Source organism: Bacillus sp. 105MF (assembly GCF_000374885.1).
Lineage (GTDB): Bacteria > Bacillota > Bacilli > Bacillales > Bacillaceae_G > Bacillus_A > Bacillus_A pseudomycoides.
Genome location: NZ_KB895580.1, coordinates 1 through 20698, shown reverse-complemented (window position 1 = coordinate 20698; position 20698 = coordinate 1). Strand labels below are relative to the sequence as shown.

At 36.6% G+C, this 20698-nt stretch carries 19 protein-coding genes and 1 pseudogene; 11 read left to right on the top strand and 9 right to left on the bottom strand.

The genetic code is table 11. The features are described 5' to 3' along the window. The first annotated feature begins 143 nt into the window (after positions 1-143). The 6 genes from C564_RS0120050 (at position 144) to C564_RS0120025 (ending at position 11281) form a co-directional block, all read left to right on the top strand. Positions 144-1931 (top strand): PAS domain-containing sensor histidine kinase, encoded by a 1788-nt coding sequence (locus C564_RS0120050; protein ID WP_018766562.1) that lies wholly within the window; start codon positions 144-146, stop codon positions 1929-1931. Positions 1932-2331: 400 nt separating this feature from the next. Then, positions 2332-2925 carry a TVP38/TMEM64 family protein gene (locus tag C564_RS0120045; protein WP_018766561.1) on the top strand — a complete coding sequence of 198 codons (594 nt, stop codon included), beginning with the start codon at positions 2332-2334 and terminating at the stop codon, positions 2923-2925. Between the two features lie 58 nt (positions 2926-2983). Beyond that, complete coding sequence (gene lepB, locus C564_RS0120040) at positions 2984-3547, top strand: signal peptidase I (RefSeq protein WP_003206131.1); 564 nt, start codon at positions 2984-2986, stop codon at positions 3545-3547. 125 nt (positions 3548-3672) lie between these two features. Next, positions 3673-7188 (top strand): helicase-exonuclease AddAB subunit AddB, encoded by a 3516-nt coding sequence (addB, locus tag C564_RS0120035; protein ID WP_018766560.1) that lies wholly within the window; start codon positions 3673-3675, stop codon positions 7186-7188. Next, positions 7185-10910, top strand: coding sequence for a helicase-exonuclease AddAB subunit AddA (addA, locus tag C564_RS0120030; protein ID WP_018766559.1), 3726 nt, complete (start codon positions 7185-7187; stop codon positions 10908-10910). Before addB ends, addA begins: the two co-directional genes overlap by 4 nt. A gap of 77 nt (positions 10911-10987) precedes the next feature. Next, positions 10988-11281, top strand: a complete 294-nt coding sequence (locus C564_RS0120025) for an RNA polymerase alpha subunit C-terminal domain-containing protein (protein WP_018766558.1) — start codon at positions 10988-10990, stop codon at positions 11279-11281. 85 nt (positions 11282-11366) lie between these two features. Here C564_RS0120025 and gerPF read toward each other — a convergent pair whose 3' ends face one another. From gerPF to C564_RS0119990, 7 genes are all read right to left on the bottom strand, one after another. Beyond that, entirely contained in the window at positions 11367-11582 is a 216-nt protein-coding gene (gerPF, locus tag C564_RS0120020; protein ID WP_003195867.1) for a spore germination protein GerPF, read from the bottom strand. Positions 11583-11627: 45 nt separating this feature from the next. Then, positions 11628-12014, bottom strand: coding sequence for a spore germination protein GerPE (locus C564_RS0120015; protein WP_003195868.1), 387 nt, complete (start codon positions 12012-12014; stop codon positions 11628-11630). A gap of 12 nt (positions 12015-12026) precedes the next feature. Further along, complete coding sequence (locus C564_RS0120010) at positions 12027-12221, bottom strand: hypothetical protein (protein ID WP_018766557.1); 195 nt, start codon at positions 12219-12221, stop codon at positions 12027-12029. Positions 12222-12227: 6 nt separating this feature from the next. Beyond that, positions 12228-12842 (bottom strand): spore germination protein GerPC, encoded by a 615-nt coding sequence (locus C564_RS0120005; RefSeq protein ID WP_003195870.1) that lies wholly within the window; start codon positions 12840-12842, stop codon positions 12228-12230. Between the two features lie 278 nt (positions 12843-13120). After that, positions 13121-13312 (bottom strand): spore germination protein GerPB, encoded by a 192-nt coding sequence (locus C564_RS0120000; protein ID WP_003195871.1) that lies wholly within the window; start codon positions 13310-13312, stop codon positions 13121-13123. Positions 13313-13328: 16 nt separating this feature from the next. Further along, positions 13329-13550, bottom strand: a complete 222-nt coding sequence (locus C564_RS0119995; RefSeq protein ID WP_003195872.1) for a spore germination protein — start codon at positions 13548-13550, stop codon at positions 13329-13331. A gap of 135 nt (positions 13551-13685) precedes the next feature. Beyond that, the gene (locus tag C564_RS0119990; RefSeq protein ID WP_003206142.1) at positions 13686-13865 is read right to left on the bottom strand and encodes an aspartyl-phosphate phosphatase Spo0E family protein; all 180 of its coding nucleotides are present in this window, start codon (positions 13863-13865) and stop codon (positions 13686-13688) included. 241 nt (positions 13866-14106) lie between these two features. Here C564_RS0119990 and C564_RS0119985 point away from each other — a divergent pair, with 241 nt between their 5' ends. Beyond that, the gene (locus C564_RS0119985; protein ID WP_018766556.1) at positions 14107-15006 is read left to right on the top strand and encodes a fumarylacetoacetate hydrolase family protein; all 900 of its coding nucleotides are present in this window, start codon (positions 14107-14109) and stop codon (positions 15004-15006) included. Continuing rightward, complete coding sequence (locus C564_RS0119980) at positions 14975-15481, top strand: HXXEE domain-containing protein (RefSeq protein WP_026008638.1); 507 nt, start codon at positions 14975-14977, stop codon at positions 15479-15481. The genes C564_RS0119985 and C564_RS0119980 overlap by 32 nt, the downstream gene beginning before the upstream one ends. A gap of 34 nt (positions 15482-15515) precedes the next feature. Here the strand turns inward: C564_RS0119980 and rocD are convergent, their stop codons facing one another. After that, positions 15516-16706, bottom strand: coding sequence for an ornithine aminotransferase (gene rocD / locus C564_RS0119975; RefSeq protein WP_003195875.1), 1191 nt, complete (start codon positions 16704-16706; stop codon positions 15516-15518). 161 nt (positions 16707-16867) lie between these two features. Here rocD and C564_RS0119970 point away from each other — a divergent pair, with 161 nt between their 5' ends. Then, a complete protein-coding gene (locus C564_RS0119970; protein ID WP_033671045.1) occupies positions 16868-17227 on the top strand; it encodes a YisL family protein in 360 nt (119 codons plus the stop codon). A gap of 200 nt (positions 17228-17427) precedes the next feature. On the opposite strand, the gene C564_RS0119965 is transcribed toward C564_RS0119970, so the two are convergent. After that, positions 17428-17982 carry a DUF2777 domain-containing protein gene (locus C564_RS0119965; protein WP_003195877.1) on the bottom strand — a complete coding sequence of 185 codons (555 nt, stop codon included), beginning with the start codon at positions 17980-17982 and terminating at the stop codon, positions 17428-17430. 272 nt (positions 17983-18254) lie between these two features. On the opposite strand from C564_RS0119965, the gene asnB reads away from it, so the two are divergent. Continuing rightward, positions 18255-20108 (top strand): asparagine synthase (glutamine-hydrolyzing), encoded by a 1854-nt coding sequence (asnB, locus tag C564_RS0119960; protein WP_018766554.1) that lies wholly within the window; start codon positions 18255-18257, stop codon positions 20106-20108. A gap of 304 nt (positions 20109-20412) precedes the next feature. Continuing rightward, positions 20413-20698 (top strand): annotated as a pseudogene (locus tag C564_RS0119955) (glucan-binding protein); the annotation flags it as partial.

Genomic DNA, 20698 nt, shown 5'->3' with positions numbered 1-20698 from the left:
CAGGTGAAATATCTAAATCACAATGTAGAACAAAATTATCGTTGTATTAGGAAACTGTTTAAAGTGCTCGTTTTATTTTCTGAATAATTAGTTTCCCCGAGAGTTATAATGATATATTAAATAAAAAGGAGATGGGTTAAATAATGAGATATACACTTAAAGACCTTATAAATATAAACGAGTTCAAGAACATAACAGAACAATTTTATAATTTAACTAAAGTTCCATACTGTCTCCTCGATAATAATCAAAATGTTATATTTTTCAAAGGCGAACCTTTTTTTTATAATCAAAAAAGCAAATTGTTCAAAGAAACTCATATTCCCATCGTTATTGAACAGGAGCATATAGGGACCTTTGTTATTGGGACAAGTATTAATAAAGAGGTTATTGTAGATTCTCAGATAACACCTTTTAAATGTATTGTAAATCTCATTGAAGAGATGGCAACTCAACAATTATACTTAAAAAATTTTCATGAAAAAAATTCACAAATAAAAACCGTAACACAACATGATGAAAATCATTTATATAGCATATTACAAAATATGCCGATTATGATTAATGCTCTTGATGAAAAAGGAAGTATTATTATGTGGAATCGGGAATGTGAATTAGTAACTGGATATAGTGCAGATGAAATTATTAACAATCCTACAGCAATAGAATTGCTACACCCTGATAAAGCTTATAGAGATCAGTTATGTAACGATTTATTAAAAAATGGAAATGATTTTAGGGATTGGGAAGTGAACATAACTTGTAAAAATGGTGAGATAAAAACTATCATGTGGTCAAATATATTACAGAGTATTCCTATTTTAGGATGGAATATTGGAGCAATTGGGATTGATATAACTAACCGTAAGAGAATGGAAGAAAATCTTAAACAAACATCGGCTGAACTGGAATTAATTTTTAAAGCAATTCCTGATTTATACTTTTTGTCAGACCTTGATGGGACCATTAGGAAGTGTAAAACTAATTCTATATCTAAATTTTATGTTCAAATCGAAGAATTTATAGGGAAAAAAATTCAAGAGGTGTTACCTGTTTCTATAACAAAGCAATTTGAGAAAGCTATTAAGCAAATACAAATTTCAGCTGTTCCTGTTTTAATAGATTATCCTCTACAACTAGATGATGAAATTTATTATTTTGAAGCGAGACTTTTACCGCTTTTTAAGGATAAAATTATGATTATTGTACGTGATATTACAGAACGTAAAAAAACAACGGAATTATTAAAAAAATCAGATACCCTTAAAGCAGTAGGGCAATTGGCAGCTGGAATTGCTCATGAAGTTCGTAACCCTTTAACAGTAATTAATGGGTTCATGCAATTATTACAACAAGAAGTAGGAGAAGACAAGGAATATTTTAGGCTAATATTTTCTGAAATCAGAGGTATTGAAACAATTCTTCAAGAATTTTTATCTATTGCAAAACCGAACGTTGTAGTATTTGAACCTAAAAATCTTTGTACTATATTAGATAACGTGGTTGCTTTAATAAGTACGCAAGCAATTATGAAGAATATTCATATTACATTAAACATGGATTTTGAAAATTTATTGGTTGAATGCTGCGAAATTCAATTAAAACAAGTTTTTTTTAATATTTTACAAAATTCTATTGAAGCTATACAGAATGGTCAAGAAATCACCATTAACGTGAAAAAACATAATAGTACCGAGGTTATGATTTGTATTTCAGATAAAGGAGTAGGTATTCCACCAGAAAGAATTAAAAGGCTAGGGGAACCTTTCTATAGTACAAAAGAAAAGGGAACGGGTGTTGGGCTTATGATTAGTTATCAAATTATTGAAAGTCATGGTGGAAAAATAAACATAAGAAGCCAAGTAGGGAAAGGAACCACTGTTATAGTATTTTTGCCCATTTATAATAATACGGTTGTTGATTTTAGCTGAAAACTGGATTGATAATTTACAATATGAAGGAAGATAAAGGACGTTTTTGGGGATATAAATTTATCCCCGCTATTTGCGAGCATTAAGACTTCCACCTCAAGATTCCGAGAGAAGCGAAGAAGATAGGTGGGAGATAACTGCCCGTAAATACCCGATTGGTGAGGGCTAATAATCAGTGGAGGATGAAGAAAACTCCACTGATTAAAGTTGCACTTTATTTCTCAATATGTAACATCCTGTCAAATAATGATAGATTATCATACAATAATAATGAAGGATTTTTACATAAAACTATGGAACTTTAATAAATACATCTCCATATGTCGTATCTACCATTTCCTCTTTACAATAAGCGATGATAAAGTAGAGGTAGGAATATAGCAAAGGGGTAAATTGTAGAATGGATTTTCAAACAATCAAAGAGTATTTTTCAGCAGAAAATATGGATCAGCTTGTAGCGAGTTATCGGGCACTTGGACCGCTCCTTGGTATTGGCTTGCCGATGGTAGAGGCACTTATCCCGGCACTGCCACTTATTTTGTTTGTGATGGCAAATGCAGTTGCCTTCGGGTTTTGGCTGGGTTTTTTGTATTCATGGCTTGGATCGGTTCTTGGTGCATTAATTGTATTTTCAGTTATTCGTCGTTTTGGAAGAAGTCGATTCTTTTCGTTTGTGAATAAACATCCGAAAGTGCGAAAAGCGATGGGATGGATTGAGCGAAAAGGATTCGCACCTATTTTTATATTATTTTGTTTTCCTTTTACGCCGTCTGCACTTATTAATGTTGTGGCTGGTTTATCACGTATTAGTAGACGACAATTTGTGTTAGCGTTAGCGCTTGGAAAGTTAGTCATGATTCTTATTTTAAGTTATATTGGGCATGATTTAACTTCTTTTATCCATAAGCCTGTGAAAACTATTATTGTCATAGGTGTCATTTTTATTTTATGGTATGTCGGTAAGAAGATTGAGGTAAAGCTAGAACTACATTAAGACTAGTCTTCGCTGTAATTACAACTTCATTATAGGAAAAGGGTGAGGGGAGAGGCAGATGAAGCGAGCTTTGAAAAAAGAAGGCTTAGAGTGGATGAGAACAATCTTTATAGGTGTGCTATTAGCTGTTTTTTTTCGAACGTTTTTCTTCTCAACGTATGTTGTAGAGGGAAAGTCAATGATGCCGACACTTCAAGATGGAAATATGCTTGTTGTGAATAAGGTTAGCTATCAAGTTGGGGAGTTGAACCGATTTGATGTTGTCGTGTTTCATGCGAATAAAAAGGAAGACTATGTAAAGCGAATTATCGGTTTACCAGGCGATCGGATTGAATATAAGCATGACAAATTGTATATAAACGGTCAATTTATTGATGAGCCTTATTTGGAAACATATAAGAGGCAAGCGGAAGGCCGGCAGTTGACAGGTGATTTTACGTTAGAAGAATTAACGAGAGAAAAGGCTGTTCCGAAGGGGTATATTTTTGTGATTGGTGATAACCGTCTCGGCAGTTGGGATAGCAGGCATTTTGGATTTGTAAAAGCAGATACTGTTGTCGGGAAAGTGGATTTACGCTATTGGCCGATTAATGAAGTGCAGACGAATTTTTCAAAAGGATAATGAAAGAGTTTACAGCTTATAGGGAAGGAAAAGACAAGCAGCCTCTGTTTGTCTTTTTTCCTGTCCTATAATACAATGATGACAGCAAACTAACGTTCGTTATGTAAGTGAAAGGTGGGGATTACATGTCGCTTCGATTTGTGATTGGACGAGCTGGAAGTGGAAAAAGTACATTTTGTTTACATGAAGTGCAAGAAGAATTAGGGCAGCGTCCAAGAGGCGAAACAATTTTATATCTTGTACCGGAACAAATGACGTTCCAAACGCAGCAAGCTTTAATAGGTAATGAAGGAGTTAGCGCCTCCATCAGGGCGCAAGTTTTTAGTTTTTCAAGGCTAGCGTGGAAGGTCTTGCAAGAAGTTGGTGGTGCAAGCCGCCTTCATATTGATGAGGCTGGCGTGCATATGTTACTACGTAAAATTGTAGAAGCGCGTAAAGAAGGGTTGTATGTGTTTCAAAAAGCAGCAGAACAAAATGGCTTTTTTGAACATTTAGGCAGCATGATTGCCGAGTTTAAACGTTATAATGTAACGCCATCGAATGTATATGAGATGTGGCAACAGTTAGATGCTCATAGTAGCGGTGATGAGCAAAAATTATTAGCAAATAAAATGTACGATCTTCAGCTTTTATATGATGATTTTGAACGGGCTTTAATTGGTAAATATTTAGATTCAGAAGATTATTTACAGTTGCTTGTAGAAAAGCTTCCGGATTCTGATTATGTAAAGGGCGCAGAAATTTATATAGACGGATTTCATTCATTTTCACCTGGGGAATTAGAGATTATTAGACAGCTCATGATTTGCGGAGCAAGAATAACAATTACGTTAACAGTAGATGAAAAAACATTATCGCAGCCAACAAGTGAACTAGATTTGTTTTATCAAACAGTACTTACGTATGAAAAGGTAAAACAACTGGCACGTGAGGAGAAAATCGCAGTTGAAAGTACAATTTCAATGAGAGAGCAGCCACGTTTTCTTTCGCCAGCATTGGCACATCTAGAAGCTGAGTTTGAATCTCGTCCGTCTAAGAAGTTCCAAAGTGAACCAGACATTACATTATATACAGCGGCAAACTTGCGAGCGGAAGTTGAAGGTGTAGCTAGGGAAATTCGTAGACTTGTTGCGGAAGAGGAGTATCGCTACAGAGATATTACGGTTCTTCTTCGTAATGGAGAAAGCTATTATGATGTAATGAAAACATTGTTTACTGATTACGATATTCCGCACTTTATCGATGAAAAGCGTCCAATGTCACATCATCCATTGATTGAATGCATTCGTTCTGCATTAGAAGTCATTAGTGGGAATTGGCGTTATGATGCTATTTTTCGCTGTATAAAAACGGAATTGTTATATCCGTTGGATGTGAGAAAAGAATCAATGCGCGAAGAAATGGATGAGTTTGAAAATTACTGTTTAGCATATGGCGTACAAGGAAAGAGATGGACGGCAGATGAGCCGTGGACGTATCGTCGTTATCGTTCGCTAGATGGAGTAAACGGAATGCAAACAGATAGCGAACGTGAAATGGAAGAGAAAATAAACCGCCTTCGTGATGTGGTAAGGACACCAATTATTCGTTTGCAGAAGCGTTTAAAACGTGCAAGTTCAGTTGTACAAATGTGTGAAGCGGTTTATTTATTTTTAGAAGAATTAGATGTTCCTAAAAAACTGGAAGATTTGCGTATGCGTGCTGAGGCAGAAGGGAATTTTCTATTTGCAAGTGACCATGATCAAGTTTGGGAAGAAGTAATGAATCTTCTTGATACATTTGTAGAAATGCTTGGTGAGGAAAAGATGTCTCGTTCAATGTTTATCGATGTAATGACAACGGGACTTGAGGCACTTCAATTTGCAAATATCCCGCCTTCTTTAGATCAAGTGCTCATTGCGAACATTGATCGTTCAAGGTTATCGGATATTCGCGCGGCTTTTGTGATTGGTGCGAATGAAGGAATCATTCCGGCAGCCCCTTCAGATGAAGGGATGTTATCGGATGAAGAAAGGGAATTTCTCGTTACGGCTGGTGTAGAATTAGCACCAACAACAAGGCAGACGTTATTAGAAGAGCAATTTGTTATTTATCAAACAGTAACTCGTGCATCTGAGAAGTTATATATTTCTTGTCCCCTTGCGGATGAAGAAGGAAAGACGCTACTTTCATCTAGCTTTATTAAGAAAGTGAAAAGAATGTTTCCTTCTGTTAAAGAAGTATTTGTAACGAATGATGTGAATGATTTATCTCGTCAGGTACAAATTTCGTATGTAGCAACGCCAGAGGTTACCTTGTCATATGTAACGCAGCAATTACAAAATTGGAAACGATATGGATTTGAAGGGAACCTTGATTTTTGGTGGGATGTTTACAACTTCTATGTTACATCGCCTGAGTGGAAGCAAAAAAGTAGTCGTGTACTATCTAGTTTATTTTATCGAAACCGTGCGCAGAAGCTTAGCTCAGTTGTAAGTAGAGATCTATACGGAGATAAAATTAAAGGAAGCGTCTCTCGCATGGAATTATTTAATCGCTGCGCATATGCTCATTTTGCGCAGCACGGATTATCGCTGAGAGAGCGTGATATTTTTAAATTAGATGCACCGGATATCGGCGAATTATTCCATGCAGCACTAAAGAAAATTGCAGATAAGTTACTCAGAGAAAATCGCACTTGGGCTGATTTATCGATAAAAGAGTGTGAGCATCTTTCTGCTGTAGTAATTGAAGAAATCGCACCGTTATTACAAAGACAAATTTTATTAAGTTCTAATCGGAATTATTATTTGAAACAAAAGTTACAGCAAATCATTTTCCGTACGTCACTTATCCTTCGTGAACATGCGAAGTCCAGTGGGTTTGTGCCAGTTGATTTAGAGGTTCCATTTGGTATGGGCGGGACAGGCTCACTTCCGCCGATGGAGTTTTCGTTGCCGAACGGTGTGAAAATGGAAGTTGTTGGCCGGATTGATCGTGTAGATAAAGCGGAAGACGAAAATGGTACCTTCCTTCGCATTATTGATTATAAATCGAGTACAAAAGCTTTAGATTTAACAGAAGTATATTATGGGTTAGCACTTCAAATGTTAACGTATTTAGACGTTGTTATTTCAAATGCGAATACGTGGATGAAAAAAGATGGAACGGCATCACCTGCTGGCGTTTTATATTTCCATATCCATAATCCGATTGTGGAGATGAAGGGCGATGCTTCAGAAGAAGAGATTGAAAAGGAAATTTTAAAGAAATTTAAAATGAAAGGTCTCGTACTAGGAGATGCGGATGTTGTTCGATTGATGGATAACAAGCTTTCAACGGGAAGTTCAGACATTATTTCTGCGGGTCTGAAAAAAGATGGTAGCTTCAGTGCGCGTTCTAGTATTGCAAGTGAGCAAGAATTTACAACTTTACAGCAATATGTACATCATACATTTGAAAATATCGGGAAAGACATTACAGAAGGTGTTATTGATATCGCACCGTATAAAATGGGGAACAAAGCAGCTTGTACATTCTGTAATTTCCGTTCTGTTTGTCAGTTTGATGAATCACTTGAAGATAATCAGTTTCGCACGTTAAAAGATATGAAAGATAGTGAAGCGATGGAGAAAATGAGAGAGGAGGTTGGCGGAGAATGATAGAGAATTGGCCAAAGAAACCTGAAGGTAGTCAATGGACAGATGATCAATGGAAGGCAGTTGCCCGAGATGGCCGTGATATTTTAGTAGCGGCGGCAGCGGGATCGGGAAAGACAGCGGTACTTGTAGAAAGAATTATTCGCAAAATTATTAATGCCGAGAATCCAGTAGATGTGGATCGTTTGCTTGTCGTAACATTTACAAATGCAGCGGCACAAGAGATGAAAAATAGAATTGGTGAAGCGTTAGAAAAAGTATTAATTGATGAGCCAGGATCAGGGCATGTTCGGAAACAGCTCAGCTTATTAAATAAAGCATCAATTTCAACCATTCACTCGTTCTGTTTACAAGTGATTCGAACGTACTATTATATGCTCGACGTTGATCCGCGTTTTCGCATTGCTAATCAGACGGAAAATGAATTATTAAAAGAAGAAGTATTAGATGACATATTAGAAGAGGAATATGGAATCGAAGGAAATGACATTTTCTTTGAACTAGTTGATCGATATACGAGCGATCGTAGTGATAATGACCTGCAGCGTATGATTTTAGCGCTTCATACGGAATCGAGGGCGCATCCAGATCCAGAGAAGTGGCTGGATAAGCTTGTCGAAGCATATGATGTGGAAGGGAAATCAATTGAAGACTTAACGTATGCAACTTATTTATTAGAAGATGTGAAGTTTCAGCTGGAAACTGCTGAAAAGCATATTCGGAAAGCAATTGAGTTGGCTATGCTTCCGGATGGGCCAGCGCCCCGCATTGAGACATTACAGGCGGACCTTGTGTTACTCGGGACGTTATCTAGTGCAGCACATCAGTCTTGGACAAGTGTATATGAAGCGATGCAAAATGTTTCGTGGCAAACGTTAAAGCGTATTAAAAAGAGTGATTACAATGAAGAGATTATCAAACAAGTAGATTCACTTAGAAATAAAGCGAAAGATGAAGTGAAGAAGCTACAAGAAGAGTTGTTTAGCCGGAAACCAGAAAGCTTTTTACGTGATTTCAAGGATATGCACCCTGTACTAGAAAAGCTTGTTCAGATTGTAAAAGTATTTACTGAGCGTTTTCAAACGATAAAGCGTGATAAAGGAATGGTTGATTTCACAGATTTAGAGCATTTTTGCTTACAAATTTTAAGTGAACGTACGAACGATGGCGAGCTTCGTCCATCACCAGTTGCGCTTCAATATCGGAATAAATTTGCCGAAGTACTTGTCGATGAATATCAAGATACGAACTTTGTGCAGGAGTCAATTATTAAGTTTGTAACGAAAGACGTTGAACAAGAAGGTAATCTGTTTATGGTCGGCGACGTAAAACAGTCGATATACCGATTCCGATTAGCAGAGCCTGGCTTATTTCTAGGAAAGTATAAACGTTTTACACCTGAAGGAATAGACGGCGGGATGAAGATTGATTTAGCCAAAAACTTCCGCAGTCGTCATGAAGTACTAGCAGGTACGAACTTTATTTTCAAACAAATTATGGGCGAAACTGTCGGGGAAATCGATTACGATGCTGATGCTGAACTCAAGTTAGGTGCGAGCTACCCAGAAGGAGAAGATGTAGCAGCCGAACTGTTATGTATTCATCAGTCTGAGGGAGAAGAATCGGTAGAGGGAGAAGACGGTGTAGAAGTAGAAAAAGCACAGCTTGAAGCACGTTTAATGGCGCAGCGAATTAAAGCGATGGTTGATTCAGGTTATGAAGTATATGATCGTAAAACAGATAGCATGCGCCCTGTGAAATACCGTGACTTTGTCATTTTACTTCGCTCGATGCCGTGGGCTCCGCAAATTATGGAAGAGTTAAAATTACAAGGCATTCCTGTTTACGCTGAGCTCGCGACAGGTTATTTTGAAGCGACAGAAGTGACCGTTATGATGAATGTGTTTCGGGTAATTGATAATCCGATGCAAGATATTCCGCTTGCTGCTGTGCTTCGTTCCCCGATTGTTGGGTTAAATGATGAAGAGCTTGCGATGTTACGTGCTCATGAGAAAAAAGGCTCGTTTTATGAAGTGATGCGTTCCTTCTTACAAGGCGCGCCGCTTGAAGAAGAGGCAGAATTACATGGGAAATTACAATGGTTCTATAATCTCTTGCAAGGGTGGCGTGAATTTGCGCGCCAGCAGTCTCTTTCTGATTTAATTTGGAAAGTATATCGTGAGACAGGTTATTACAATTTCGTTGGTGGTCTTCCAGCGGGAAAACAGCGTCAAGCTAACTTACGCGTACTATATGATCGCGCAAGGCAGTACGAAGCAACATCTTTCCGAGGTTTGTTCCGTTTCCTTCGCTTTATTGAACGTATTTTAGAGCGCGGGGATGATATGGGAACAGCGAGAGCGCTTAGTGAACAAGAAGATGTGGTTCGAATTATGACGATTCATAAAAGTAAAGGGTTAGAGTTCCCAGTTGTATTTGTAGCGGGGCTTGGGCGCCGTTTTAATACACAAGATTTAATGAAACGATTCTTATTACACAAAGATTTCGGTTTTGGATCACAGTTTATTGATCCTCGTAAACGAATTAAATATACAACGTTATCACAACTAGCCATTAAACGTAAAATGAAGATGGAACTAATTGCGGAAGAGATGCGCGTATTATATGTTGCTCTAACGCGTGCAAAAGAAAAATTGATTTTAATTGGTACGGTGAAAGATAAAGAAAAAGAAATTGAAAAGTGGCTTGACGCGCGTGAGCATACAGATTGGTTGTTACCGGATTACGTTCGTGCTGGAGCATCTTGTTACTTAGATTGGATTGCACCGTCACTATATAGACATCGTGATAGCGAAATGCTTCTTGAACTTGGACAAGGAAATATACCAAATGAAATTTATGAATACGATGCGAGCTGGAAAGTGGAAATGGTTGATGGTAGCACTTTACTTGCACCGGAACCAGTACAAGAAGAAAAGCAAGAATTGTTAGAAGCGCTTCGTGAGAAAAAAACTGTTCCTCTAGAAAGTGAACGAAAAGAAGAGGTGTATGCTCGTTTAACTTGGGAATATGCGTATGAAGGTGCAACAGCGCATCGGGCGAAGCAGTCTGTTACTGAGATAAAGCGGAATTATCAATCGGAAGATGGAAGTGATAATGCCTTTATTAAAAAACTTCGTACTCCTATAAAAACGCGTCCTCGTTTTATGGAGAAAAAGGGGTTAACTTATGCTGAACGGGGGACAGCTGTTCACGCCGTAATGCAACATGTTAATTTACAAAAACCGATCACGCTTGAAACCGTTCAAGAGCAAATTGCGGAAATGGTAAATAAAGAATTACTAACATTTGAGCAAGCAGAAGAAATTGCGATTGATCGAATTGTAGCATTTTTTGATACGGATCTTGGTAAGCGTGTGTTAGCTGCGAAAAGTGTAGAACGTGAAGTGCCGTTTACGATGATGCTTTCAGCGGAAGAAGCGTATCAAGATTGGCAAAATCAGAGCAGAGAATCTGTACTTGTCCAAGGAGTTATTGATTGTATGATAGAAGAGGAAGACGGAGTTGTATTAATCGATTTTAAAACAGATACAATTGAAGGAAAGTTCCCAGGTGGATTCGACCAAGCAAAGCCGATTTTAGAAGAACGTTATAAAGTACAGCTTTCATTATATGCGAAAGCGTTAGAGAAAAGTTTACATCATCCAGTGAAAGAAAAGTGCTTATATTTCTTTGATGGAAATCACATAGTACATGTTGATTGACAAAGTAAGTGAAACATACATCAAAGTATAAATGTGAAAAAGGGGAAAGATGTAACTCTAGGAAGGGAGTATGTAAAATGGTAACTTCCAAAAAAAGTTTAAGAACTTGTGATAATGGACACCAATACTATAAATGTAGCGATTGTCCTTCTTGCCCGATCTGTGAGAAAGAACGAAAACCGGAAAGTGGATTTCTTTCACTTCTCTCGGCACCAGCAAGAAGAGCATTGGAACACAATGAAATAACTTCTTTGCAGCAGCTCTCAAAATGTAGTGAGAAAGAGATTTTACAACTGTACGGTATGGGGTCAGCATCTTTACCTAAACTTAGAACTGCTTTGAAGGAAAGTGGGTTATCATTCAAAGGCTAAACAATAAGAATGATTACACTTATTGAAGCGCGAACAAGAAAATCAAAAGAACGAAAAAAGTAGGAGAACAATTCTCCTACTTTTTTTAAGCCGTTCCAATTTGATCTTGATCCGCAACATCTGAATCGAATGTATTTGTTGCGCTGACACCGTTAAATGTATTAACAACAAAAGCAACATTTGATGCTCCTGAACCGTTATATGCCTTTGTATTTTCCTTAGGAGAGACATTATAGAAGTCACCTAAGTTAAAAGAGCCATTACTATTTTGAACAACGAGGTTTCCAACGACAGAGGGCATGTTATTCACCTACTTCATCAGTCTTCTTTAACATCACTATATGATTTATTTGTTGAAAGGTTCATCTGTAATATATTGACGGAGTTGGTGAATGCGTGAATTATTAAATGCATAGTCAACGGAGCCGATTTGAAAGCAGGCAGAATTTAATAAAGTACGAATCGTAACATCATTTACTTCAATGAAGGGACATTCATTTATAATATTCACTTTGACATCTGTCGATCTTTTGGGAATTGTAATATACTCATCTGTAAAGATTTTAAAAGCCTCGAAACTTCCTTCATCTTTTAAATAAAAAGGGATTTCTCGATGAACAATAAGTGCACGACTTTTTAATTCCATCTGTTTCGCATCGCCAACTTGAAAAACACCAGCAATCCCCATAGAAATAACTTTGGATTGATGAACAACTGAAATGTGCTGAAGCATAAAGCTCCCTCCTTAACCTGGAGTAGTAGGCGCGGCAGTTACGAGAGGTACAAATGGACCCTCAGTAACCGATTCGAAAGGTGTATCGAGAATAGAAGAGAGAATGAGAAGGTTCGCATCACCGATTAAAAAAAGTGCAGATGAAGATACCCCGTTCATTTTAATCTGGCCAACTTTCATTTCACGATTTATCACGTTAAAATTCATATAAACTTACTCCTTTCGAAAATTGTTCGGTATGTGCTGAATAAAGGAAAGGAATGCTTTATCAATATCTTGTTTCATAGCTTGAATAATTGCATCTTTCATATACTGAGGATCTGATGTAATCTCTTCATACGGTTGTACTTGTGATAAATAGTAAGGAAGGCGATGTTCCATTTGTTTTTTTATATCATCAATCATCATTTGTCGATACATATCATCGAGTGGTGTCCGCTGTTCTTGTTCAAAATGAAGAATTCTATTATATGCTTCTTCATCTAAATAGCGATGCATTTCTTGAATAATGCCTTGATAAAAATCAGGAGTTGTTTGTGTTTCTGGATTTACTTTTAATGTTTCTGTATCTACTTGAAAATCTTCAATTTGTTGTCCTTTCGTTGCGAATGGATTTAAGCCGATATTTAACGTACCATTTAAGTTTTCTACTTTTAATTGATCGAATTTATATTCTACTTTTCCTATAGAAGAGGAGGGCCGGCCTTTTAGTTCATCAAGTTCTTCCCTTAATGTCTGTACTTGCTCTTCTAATGCATGAATTGCTTCTTGTTGTTTTTGAAGAACTTGTTGAAATTGTTGTAGGTAAATATATACATCTTGATTCACTGTGTGAAGCCTCCTTTTTTGAACAGGGAGGTGTGTTTCTGGGTGTTCTACATATAACTATTTTGATTTTCCAACATATAAGTTGTTGCTATGAAGAACAAAAGATGACCTGTATGCGTTTTTTCTCTTTGTTTTCACTTGGAATGGGACAGGAAAAGGATTTGACCGCTTCTATGCATGGCCGGATGCTCTCTCCCACCTAAAAAGAATGGTTTTATGTCGGTTTTTCAATTTGTATTTATATATGTTTATGACATAAAGAGCTTAAGAAGAACCTATCATGGTTTAATAGAAATAATTTGTCCTTTTGATTTCAAGGGGCGAAGTGGCGCTGTAAATCCACCAGTATTGGAAAATTTAGATAATGCTTTAATGCTGCCGGCACTTCCAATTTGAAAAACGGAGGATGTTGTAATGCTCTCAATTCTTATATTGTTAATGATAATACTTTGCTGTACATAAAAGTTCACTTACGAATCGCCTCCTTTAGTTGGATCCAATTATAGCTTGATCGATTATGTCTGTATCATTGACTGTTGTCGCATTTTGATAATTGTATACTGAAATATTTTCACCAACATTAAAAGAACCAGCTCCTGCAAAAGCACGTGAGTAACTAACCGGTCTAATTGCAAATACATCTCCAACATGAAAAATACCACTTGATCCAATGTTAACGATATGAATATGTCCAACCATCGCTGGCATAGCAAACACCTTTCATAAATAAAATTTTTCTTGCTGTTATTATGCGTGTTCTATATGAAAAATCAAGATCCTTTTCTATTATTGTATGGGCGTTTTCATTAAAATGTGTCTTTTTTCAAATAAAAGACACACACTTCATTGTGTGTGTTCGTCTATAGTATAAGTTGAGGTAAAATCCGCTTTCAAAAGCCAAACCACATTTAAGAGCCTGTCCAGTTCTTGGCTACAATCCACTGTTTTTTGAGAAGTTATTCCGTAACGTTCAGCAAAATACATCATTTTCTCACGTTTTTTTTCAATCGCTTGCTCAAACATAGAATCGGCTCCATCTCTTTATAAATTTTAAGTATATATGTAGTACATATTATACAAAAGTTCCATAAAAAAGAAATAGCTTCGATAAAAAAAGTAAAAATTCTACATTTTATTCCAAAATAACATCGGATAGTGTGAAAAATGAAGAATCTTGTAAAAATTAAAATGTATTGGCAGGTTTTTTTTAAAGGAATGCGAATACAATTACATTGTATGAGTTTTAGGATGGAGAGTGGAAATCATGCGGTTTGTTACAGTGAAGAAGGAAGAGAAAGTATTTGTTGGCATTGTGGATGAGTATGAAGAAAAAGTGCTGCATATTAGAGAAGCACAGCGGCAAAAAGGCGAAAAGATTACAGTTCCTATTACAATGCTAGAGTGTATCGAAAAAGGAAATGCTTTTATTGAAAAGGTGGTAGAAATTATAAATTGGGCAAAGGAAAATGAAACGACGGCGTATTATCCATTGCAAGATGTTAAAATATTAGCACCTATTCCAAGACCAAGAAAGAATATTCTTTGCGTCGGAAAAAACTATCGTGATCATGCGATAGAGATGGGTGGAGAAGAGTCTATTCCGAAAGATATCATGATTTTCACAAAGGCGCCGACGACGGTTATCGGGAATGGAGAGAAAATTCACAGTCATCCGCATGCAACGAGTGAACTAGATTATGAAGGAGAACTCGCAATTGTGATTGGGAAACGCGGAAAACAAATTGCAAAAGATAAGGCGCTTGAATATGTTTTCGGTTATACAATTGTAAATGACATAACTGCTCGAGATATTCAAAGAAAACATAAACAATTTTTCTTAGGAAAAAGTTTTGATACATTTTGCCCAATGGGGCCGTATTTAGTTCATAAGACGGCTATTGAAACCCCGAATCAATTAGATATTGAAACAAGAGTGAACGGAGAGGTTCGGCAAACTTCAAATACTGCAAATATGATATTTTCAATAGAAGATATTATTTCTATCGTAAGTAAAGGGATGACGTTAGAGCCTGGGGATATTATTGCCACTGGAACACCAGCGGGAGTTGGGAAAGGGTTTATACCAACTAAATTTCTAAGCGCTGGTGATGAAGTGACAATAACGGTGCAGCATGTTGGAACGCTTCAAAACCTGGTCAAATAGTACGTTATATATTTGGCTCATCCCTATTCTATTTGCATTTCATAATGCTGAGGAATATTATTTTTTCCCTGAAATGAAATATTTCCAACCGATTCGTATGGAAGAAAGCGCGGGGCAAAAACAATATTTCTTCATTGCATTATGTTTGTTAACAAGCATTGTCTTTCTGCTTGTGTGTATGCATTCTATATTTAAAAAGAAAGTCACGCTTTATATATTGCTCGTTATACAAGCGATGATTTTTATGAATGGGTTGTTTCATATCACTGGGGCAATTTTGACAGAAAGATATGTTCCAGGATTGGTAACGGCAGTGATATTCATTATACCTTTTTCATTTTTTTGGTTTCGGAAAGGGATAAGAAATGATTGGTGGGAATTGAAACATGTGATTGTCTCCTGTATAGCAGGTGTGTTGCTTCTATTTCCGGTTATCGTTGGGATATTACTTTTCTCAAAAATGATTGTTTCATGAAACAAGCTGCCTCGTAAGAGGCAGCTTGTTTTGATTAAGATAATACCGCTTTAATTTTTTGGAATGCCCACTCTAGGTCTTCCTCAGAAATAACAAGAGGTGGTGCGATACGAATTACATTTTCATGTGTTTCTTTACATAATAAACCCGCTTCTTTTAATTTTTCGCAATATGGACGAGCAGGCTCGTTCAATTCGATTCCGATAAATAATCCTTTACCACGGATTTCTGTGATCATAGGATTATCAATTTCTTTTAATTGTCCTACTAATTTTTCACCTAATTGAAGAGAACGCTCTGTTAATTTCTCATCTAATAATACGTCAAGAGCTGCAATAGAAACAGCACATGCAAGTGGATTACCACCGAATGTAGAGCCGTGAGAACCTGGTTCGAATACGCCTAAAATATCGCGATTTGCTGCAACGCAAGAAATTGGGAATACGCCGCCGCCAAGTGCTTTACCAAGTATGTACATGTCAGGAATTATGTTGTCCCAATCACATGCAAATAGTTTACCAGTACGCCCTAAACCAGTTTGAATTTCGTCAGCTACAAATAAAACGTTTTCTTTTTTACATACATCGTATGCTTCTTTTAGGAATCCAGCTGGTGGAATGTTAATTCCTGCTTCTCCTTGAATTGGTTCTAAAATAAATGCAGCTGTATTTGGTGTAATTGCAGCTTTTAATGCTTCTAAATCACCGTAAGGAATCACAATAATGCCAGGAAGCATTGGTCCGAAGCCACGTTTGTATTCTTCATTGGATGACATGGAAACTGCCCCCATTGTACGACCATGGAAGTTATCTTCACAAACGATAATTTCAGCTCTATTTTCTTCTACCTTTTTCACATCATATGCCCAGCGACGTGCTGTTTTGATTGCGGTTTCAACAGCTTCCGCACCTGTATTCATTGGAAGTACCATATTTTTATTTGTTAATTCCGCTACTTTTTCGTACCAAGGACCTAATTGATCACTATGGAAGGCACGTGAAGTTAACGTAACACGGTTTGCTTGTTCAATTAAAGCGTCAATAATTTTCGGATGACGGTGTCCTTGGTTTACCGCAGAATATGCACTAAGTAAGTCCATGTAGCGGTTTCCTTCAGGATCTTCTACCCAAACTCCTTCTGCTTTCGAAATTACGATTGGTAGCGGATGATAGTTGTGAGCTCCATATGTGTCTGTTAGTTCGATAATATCTTTTGTTTGAATCATGATTGTTCCCCCTTTTGTTATTACAAGAAGTTTATAAATACTCTAAATATTATATCATTTAAATGTAAAAAAGCGAAATATTTCCTGAAAAGAAGTGGACATGGTATCATATAAAGTGAAGAAGTGTGAAAAGAGGAGGTTGGGATATCGTGACAACACACATGCATATTACAGCGTGGGCACTAGGGCTTATTTTATTCTTTGTGGCGTATTCTATGTATACGGCAGGAAGAAAAGGTAAAGGCGTACATATGGGGCTTCGTCTTGTGTATATCATCATCATTGTAACGGGTTTCTTACTGTATCAAAGCATTATGAAAACAGCAACAGGGAACATGCATATGTGGTATGGCCTAAAAATGTTAGTTGGCGTTTGGGTTATTGCTGCAATGGAAATGGTTCTTGTGAAAACAAGTAAGAAGAAACCAGCAGGGGCGTTTTGGGTTCAATTTATTATTGCGCTTGTTATTGTACTATATCTTGGATTACGATTACCGATGGGATTTTCACCATTTGCGTAAAATAAAACCATCTTATTTTTCTGTAAAGGAGAATAAGATGGTTTTTGTTTAATGGTTTGTCAAATTTGAACTTATATGAAATGAAATACATTTATGAGGTTTGAGTACGGAAAAGATAGAGACGAGGTATAGCTATTGTAACAAAAATAAGAAGAATCGCTCGTTCTATAGAGAATGAGTGATTCTTCTTATTTTCGTATTCACGTAGATTCTATATGTAGTTGTTCCCCATTTGTTTTTGTAAATTGAAATATATTCTTATTACAAGTGGAATACCGAACGTAATGATGGTGCAACGAGCAAATCATTTCTTCGTTATCAAATAATAGAAGGTTTACACCTTCACAAGGCCCTTCTTTCGGCTGAAACGATAAGAAATTATGACAATATATACAGTCATATAAAGAATAATTGAAGGACTGCAATGTTTCTGCAAATAACGCAAAAGCGGAATCGGATAGTTCTTCTAACCATTCATGATAACTGAGTAGTAATTTTTTACGAATTCGTATCATTTCACCATTTTGCAATGGATGATGTTCATTTGCAATTTGTAATATGTTTTGTTCGTAGAATCTTGCCGGTAGCCAATTGTTGTTATATAAAACTTCAAATCCATCTTCAATAATATCCTCAAGCAAAAATGCTTCATCATTTTCATCATCAAAGAATATCCATTCATTGTTTATATATTCCACATTCCCAATTGTATGAGCACGCGGTTGATTATACAAAATATGTTTGCGTTGTTTCATTCGTGATTTCTCCTTTTATAGAAGTAGTTATTCCTGTTATGGACAGTTCAGGCATTCTTTATAACTATGGAACACCTAAAGAAAGGTGGGCATAGAATAAAAACATGCTTCATACAGTGGATTTTTTATCCGGACGGAGAAATTCCGTCTGGATCATTAACCCTCATCAACTAGGCTTTTACGTGCAGTCGTTTCAGTTCAGCCTTTTTGGTTCTATTTGGGTTTTGAACGGAGTAAAGTTATACGGATATAGGATAGGAAGGATGATTTATATGTGCGGGATTACAGGATGGATTGATTATAAGCGGTCGTTAGAAGGTGAAAGAGAAACGGTTACGAAGATGGCAGAAACACTTGCAAAGCGCGGTCCAGATGATACGAATGTCTGGATCAAAAGGCATGTTGCTTTTGGGCATAAACGTTTAATTGTGGTTGATCCTGAAGGTGGGAAACAGCCGATGACATGTACATGTATGAAAGAAGAAGAGTATTACACAATTTGTTATAATGGGGAACTTTATAATACAGAAGATATTCGTAAAGAATTAATGCAAAGAGGTTATAGATTTAAAGGGCATTCTGATACGGAAGTATTATTAGCGTCTTATATCGAATGGAAAGAAGAATGTGTGAATCATTTAAATGGAATATATGCTTTTGCGGTTTGGGATGAGAAAAAAGAACAAGTGTTTATTGCACGGGATCGATTAGGTGTGAAACCATTATTTTATAAATATGAAAACGGAAGATTATTGTTTGCTTCAGAATTAAAAGCTATTTTAGCTCATCCAGATGTAAAGACAGAAGTTACGATAGAGGGACTATCAGAAATATTTGGATTAGGACCGTCTCGAACACCTGGACATGGTATTTATGCAGGAATTCAAGAGCTACGTCCAGGTCATGTTCTTACTTTTTCAAAAGATGGTTTATGTATATGGCGCTATTGGAATGTTGAGAGTAAAAAACATGAACATTCATTTGAAGAAACAGTAGAACAAGTACGGTTCCTGCTTAAGGATGCAATTACAAGACAATTGGTTTCAGATGTACCGTTATGTACATTTTTGTCGGGTGGGGTAGATTCAAGTGCCATTACAGCGTTTGCGGCAATGGCATATGAAAGAGAAGGAAAAGGGAAGTTGCATACGTATTCGATTGATTATGAAGATAATGAAAAATATTTTAAAGCAAATGCTTTTCAACCAAATTCGGATGCACCATTTATTGATTTGATGACAGAAACATTTGGTACAATTCATCACCGCTGTGTGATTTCCAATGAACAGTTAGCCGAGTATTTAACAGAAGCAGTACTCGTTCGCGATTTACCTGGTATGGCAGATATCGATTCTTCATTATTATGGTTTTGCCGAGAAATCAAACAAGATTTTGTCGTCGGTTTGTCGGGCGAATGTGCCGATGAAATCTTTGGAGGTTATCCATGGTTTTACCGAGAAGATGATTTGCAATCAAGTGCATTTCCGTGGATGCGTTCTACAGAGGCGCGTGAACAACTTCTGAAAAAAGAATGGCGTGATAAATTAAAACTGCAAGAATATGTACAACGACGCTACGAAGAATCTATACAGGAAGTGCCGGTTTTAGAAGGAGAAAGTACAATTGAAGCAAAAAGACGACAATTATTTTATTTGAATATGGTTTGGTTTATGACGACATTATTAGATAGAAAGGATCGCATGAGTATGGGAGCGAGCCTAGAAGTACGTGTTCCATTTGCGGATCATCGTCTTGTCGAATATGCGTGGAATATTCCTTGGGAAATGAAAATGTATAAAAATCGCGAAAAAGGTCTATTACGTAAAGCATTAGAAGGTGCATTACCAAATGATATATTATACAGAAAGAAAAGTCCGTATCCCAAAACGCACAATCCGCACTACACAGAAGCAGTAACAGTGTGGTTACAGAATCTGTTAACGGATAACAACTCAATTTTGCATGAGTTGTTTGATAAAGAACAATTACAAGGGTTGATTCAATCAGGTGGTAGTGCGTTTCAAACGCCATGGTTTGGTCAGTTGATGACCGGGCCACAACTATTGGCACATTTGGCACAAATTCATGTGTGGTTTAAGGAGTATGGAGTAAATATTAAAGAATAGTGAAAAGCGGCTCACAATCATTGTGGGCCGCTTTTTTTCGCTATTTAACTTGAATATAGATTTTCAGAATATGGGCTCTCTGTCTATTCTTAATGTCTCAAAGAAATAACTAGTTTGAAAATTTATTAAAATAAAAATATAACAAAAATGTAATAAAAATTAACTTTAATTAATTTTTATTTCGGTTAAATAAAATATATTACAAATATATTACAAAAAATGTTGATTATATTGAAATGTCGTAATATAATTCTCCTTGTGGAAATAAAAACTAAAATTATTCATTATTTGGGGGATATGGAAAATGAAGAAAACTATTTTACCAGTTTTAATGTCTGCAATGTTTGTAGTTCCTGCAGTATCTCATGCTGAAAACCAAGAAGCTGTAAAACAACTTACTCCAAAAACAGAACAGGCAATGCAGAAAACAGGGTGGGTAAAAGAGGGAAATACATGGTATTTCTATGATCAAAATAGTGTGAAGAAAACAGGGTGGTTAAAAGATAATGGTACATGGTATTACTTGAATGCGGATGGGGCAATGAAAAGTAATGGCTGGTTAAGTGATGCTGGAAAGTGGTACTACTTTG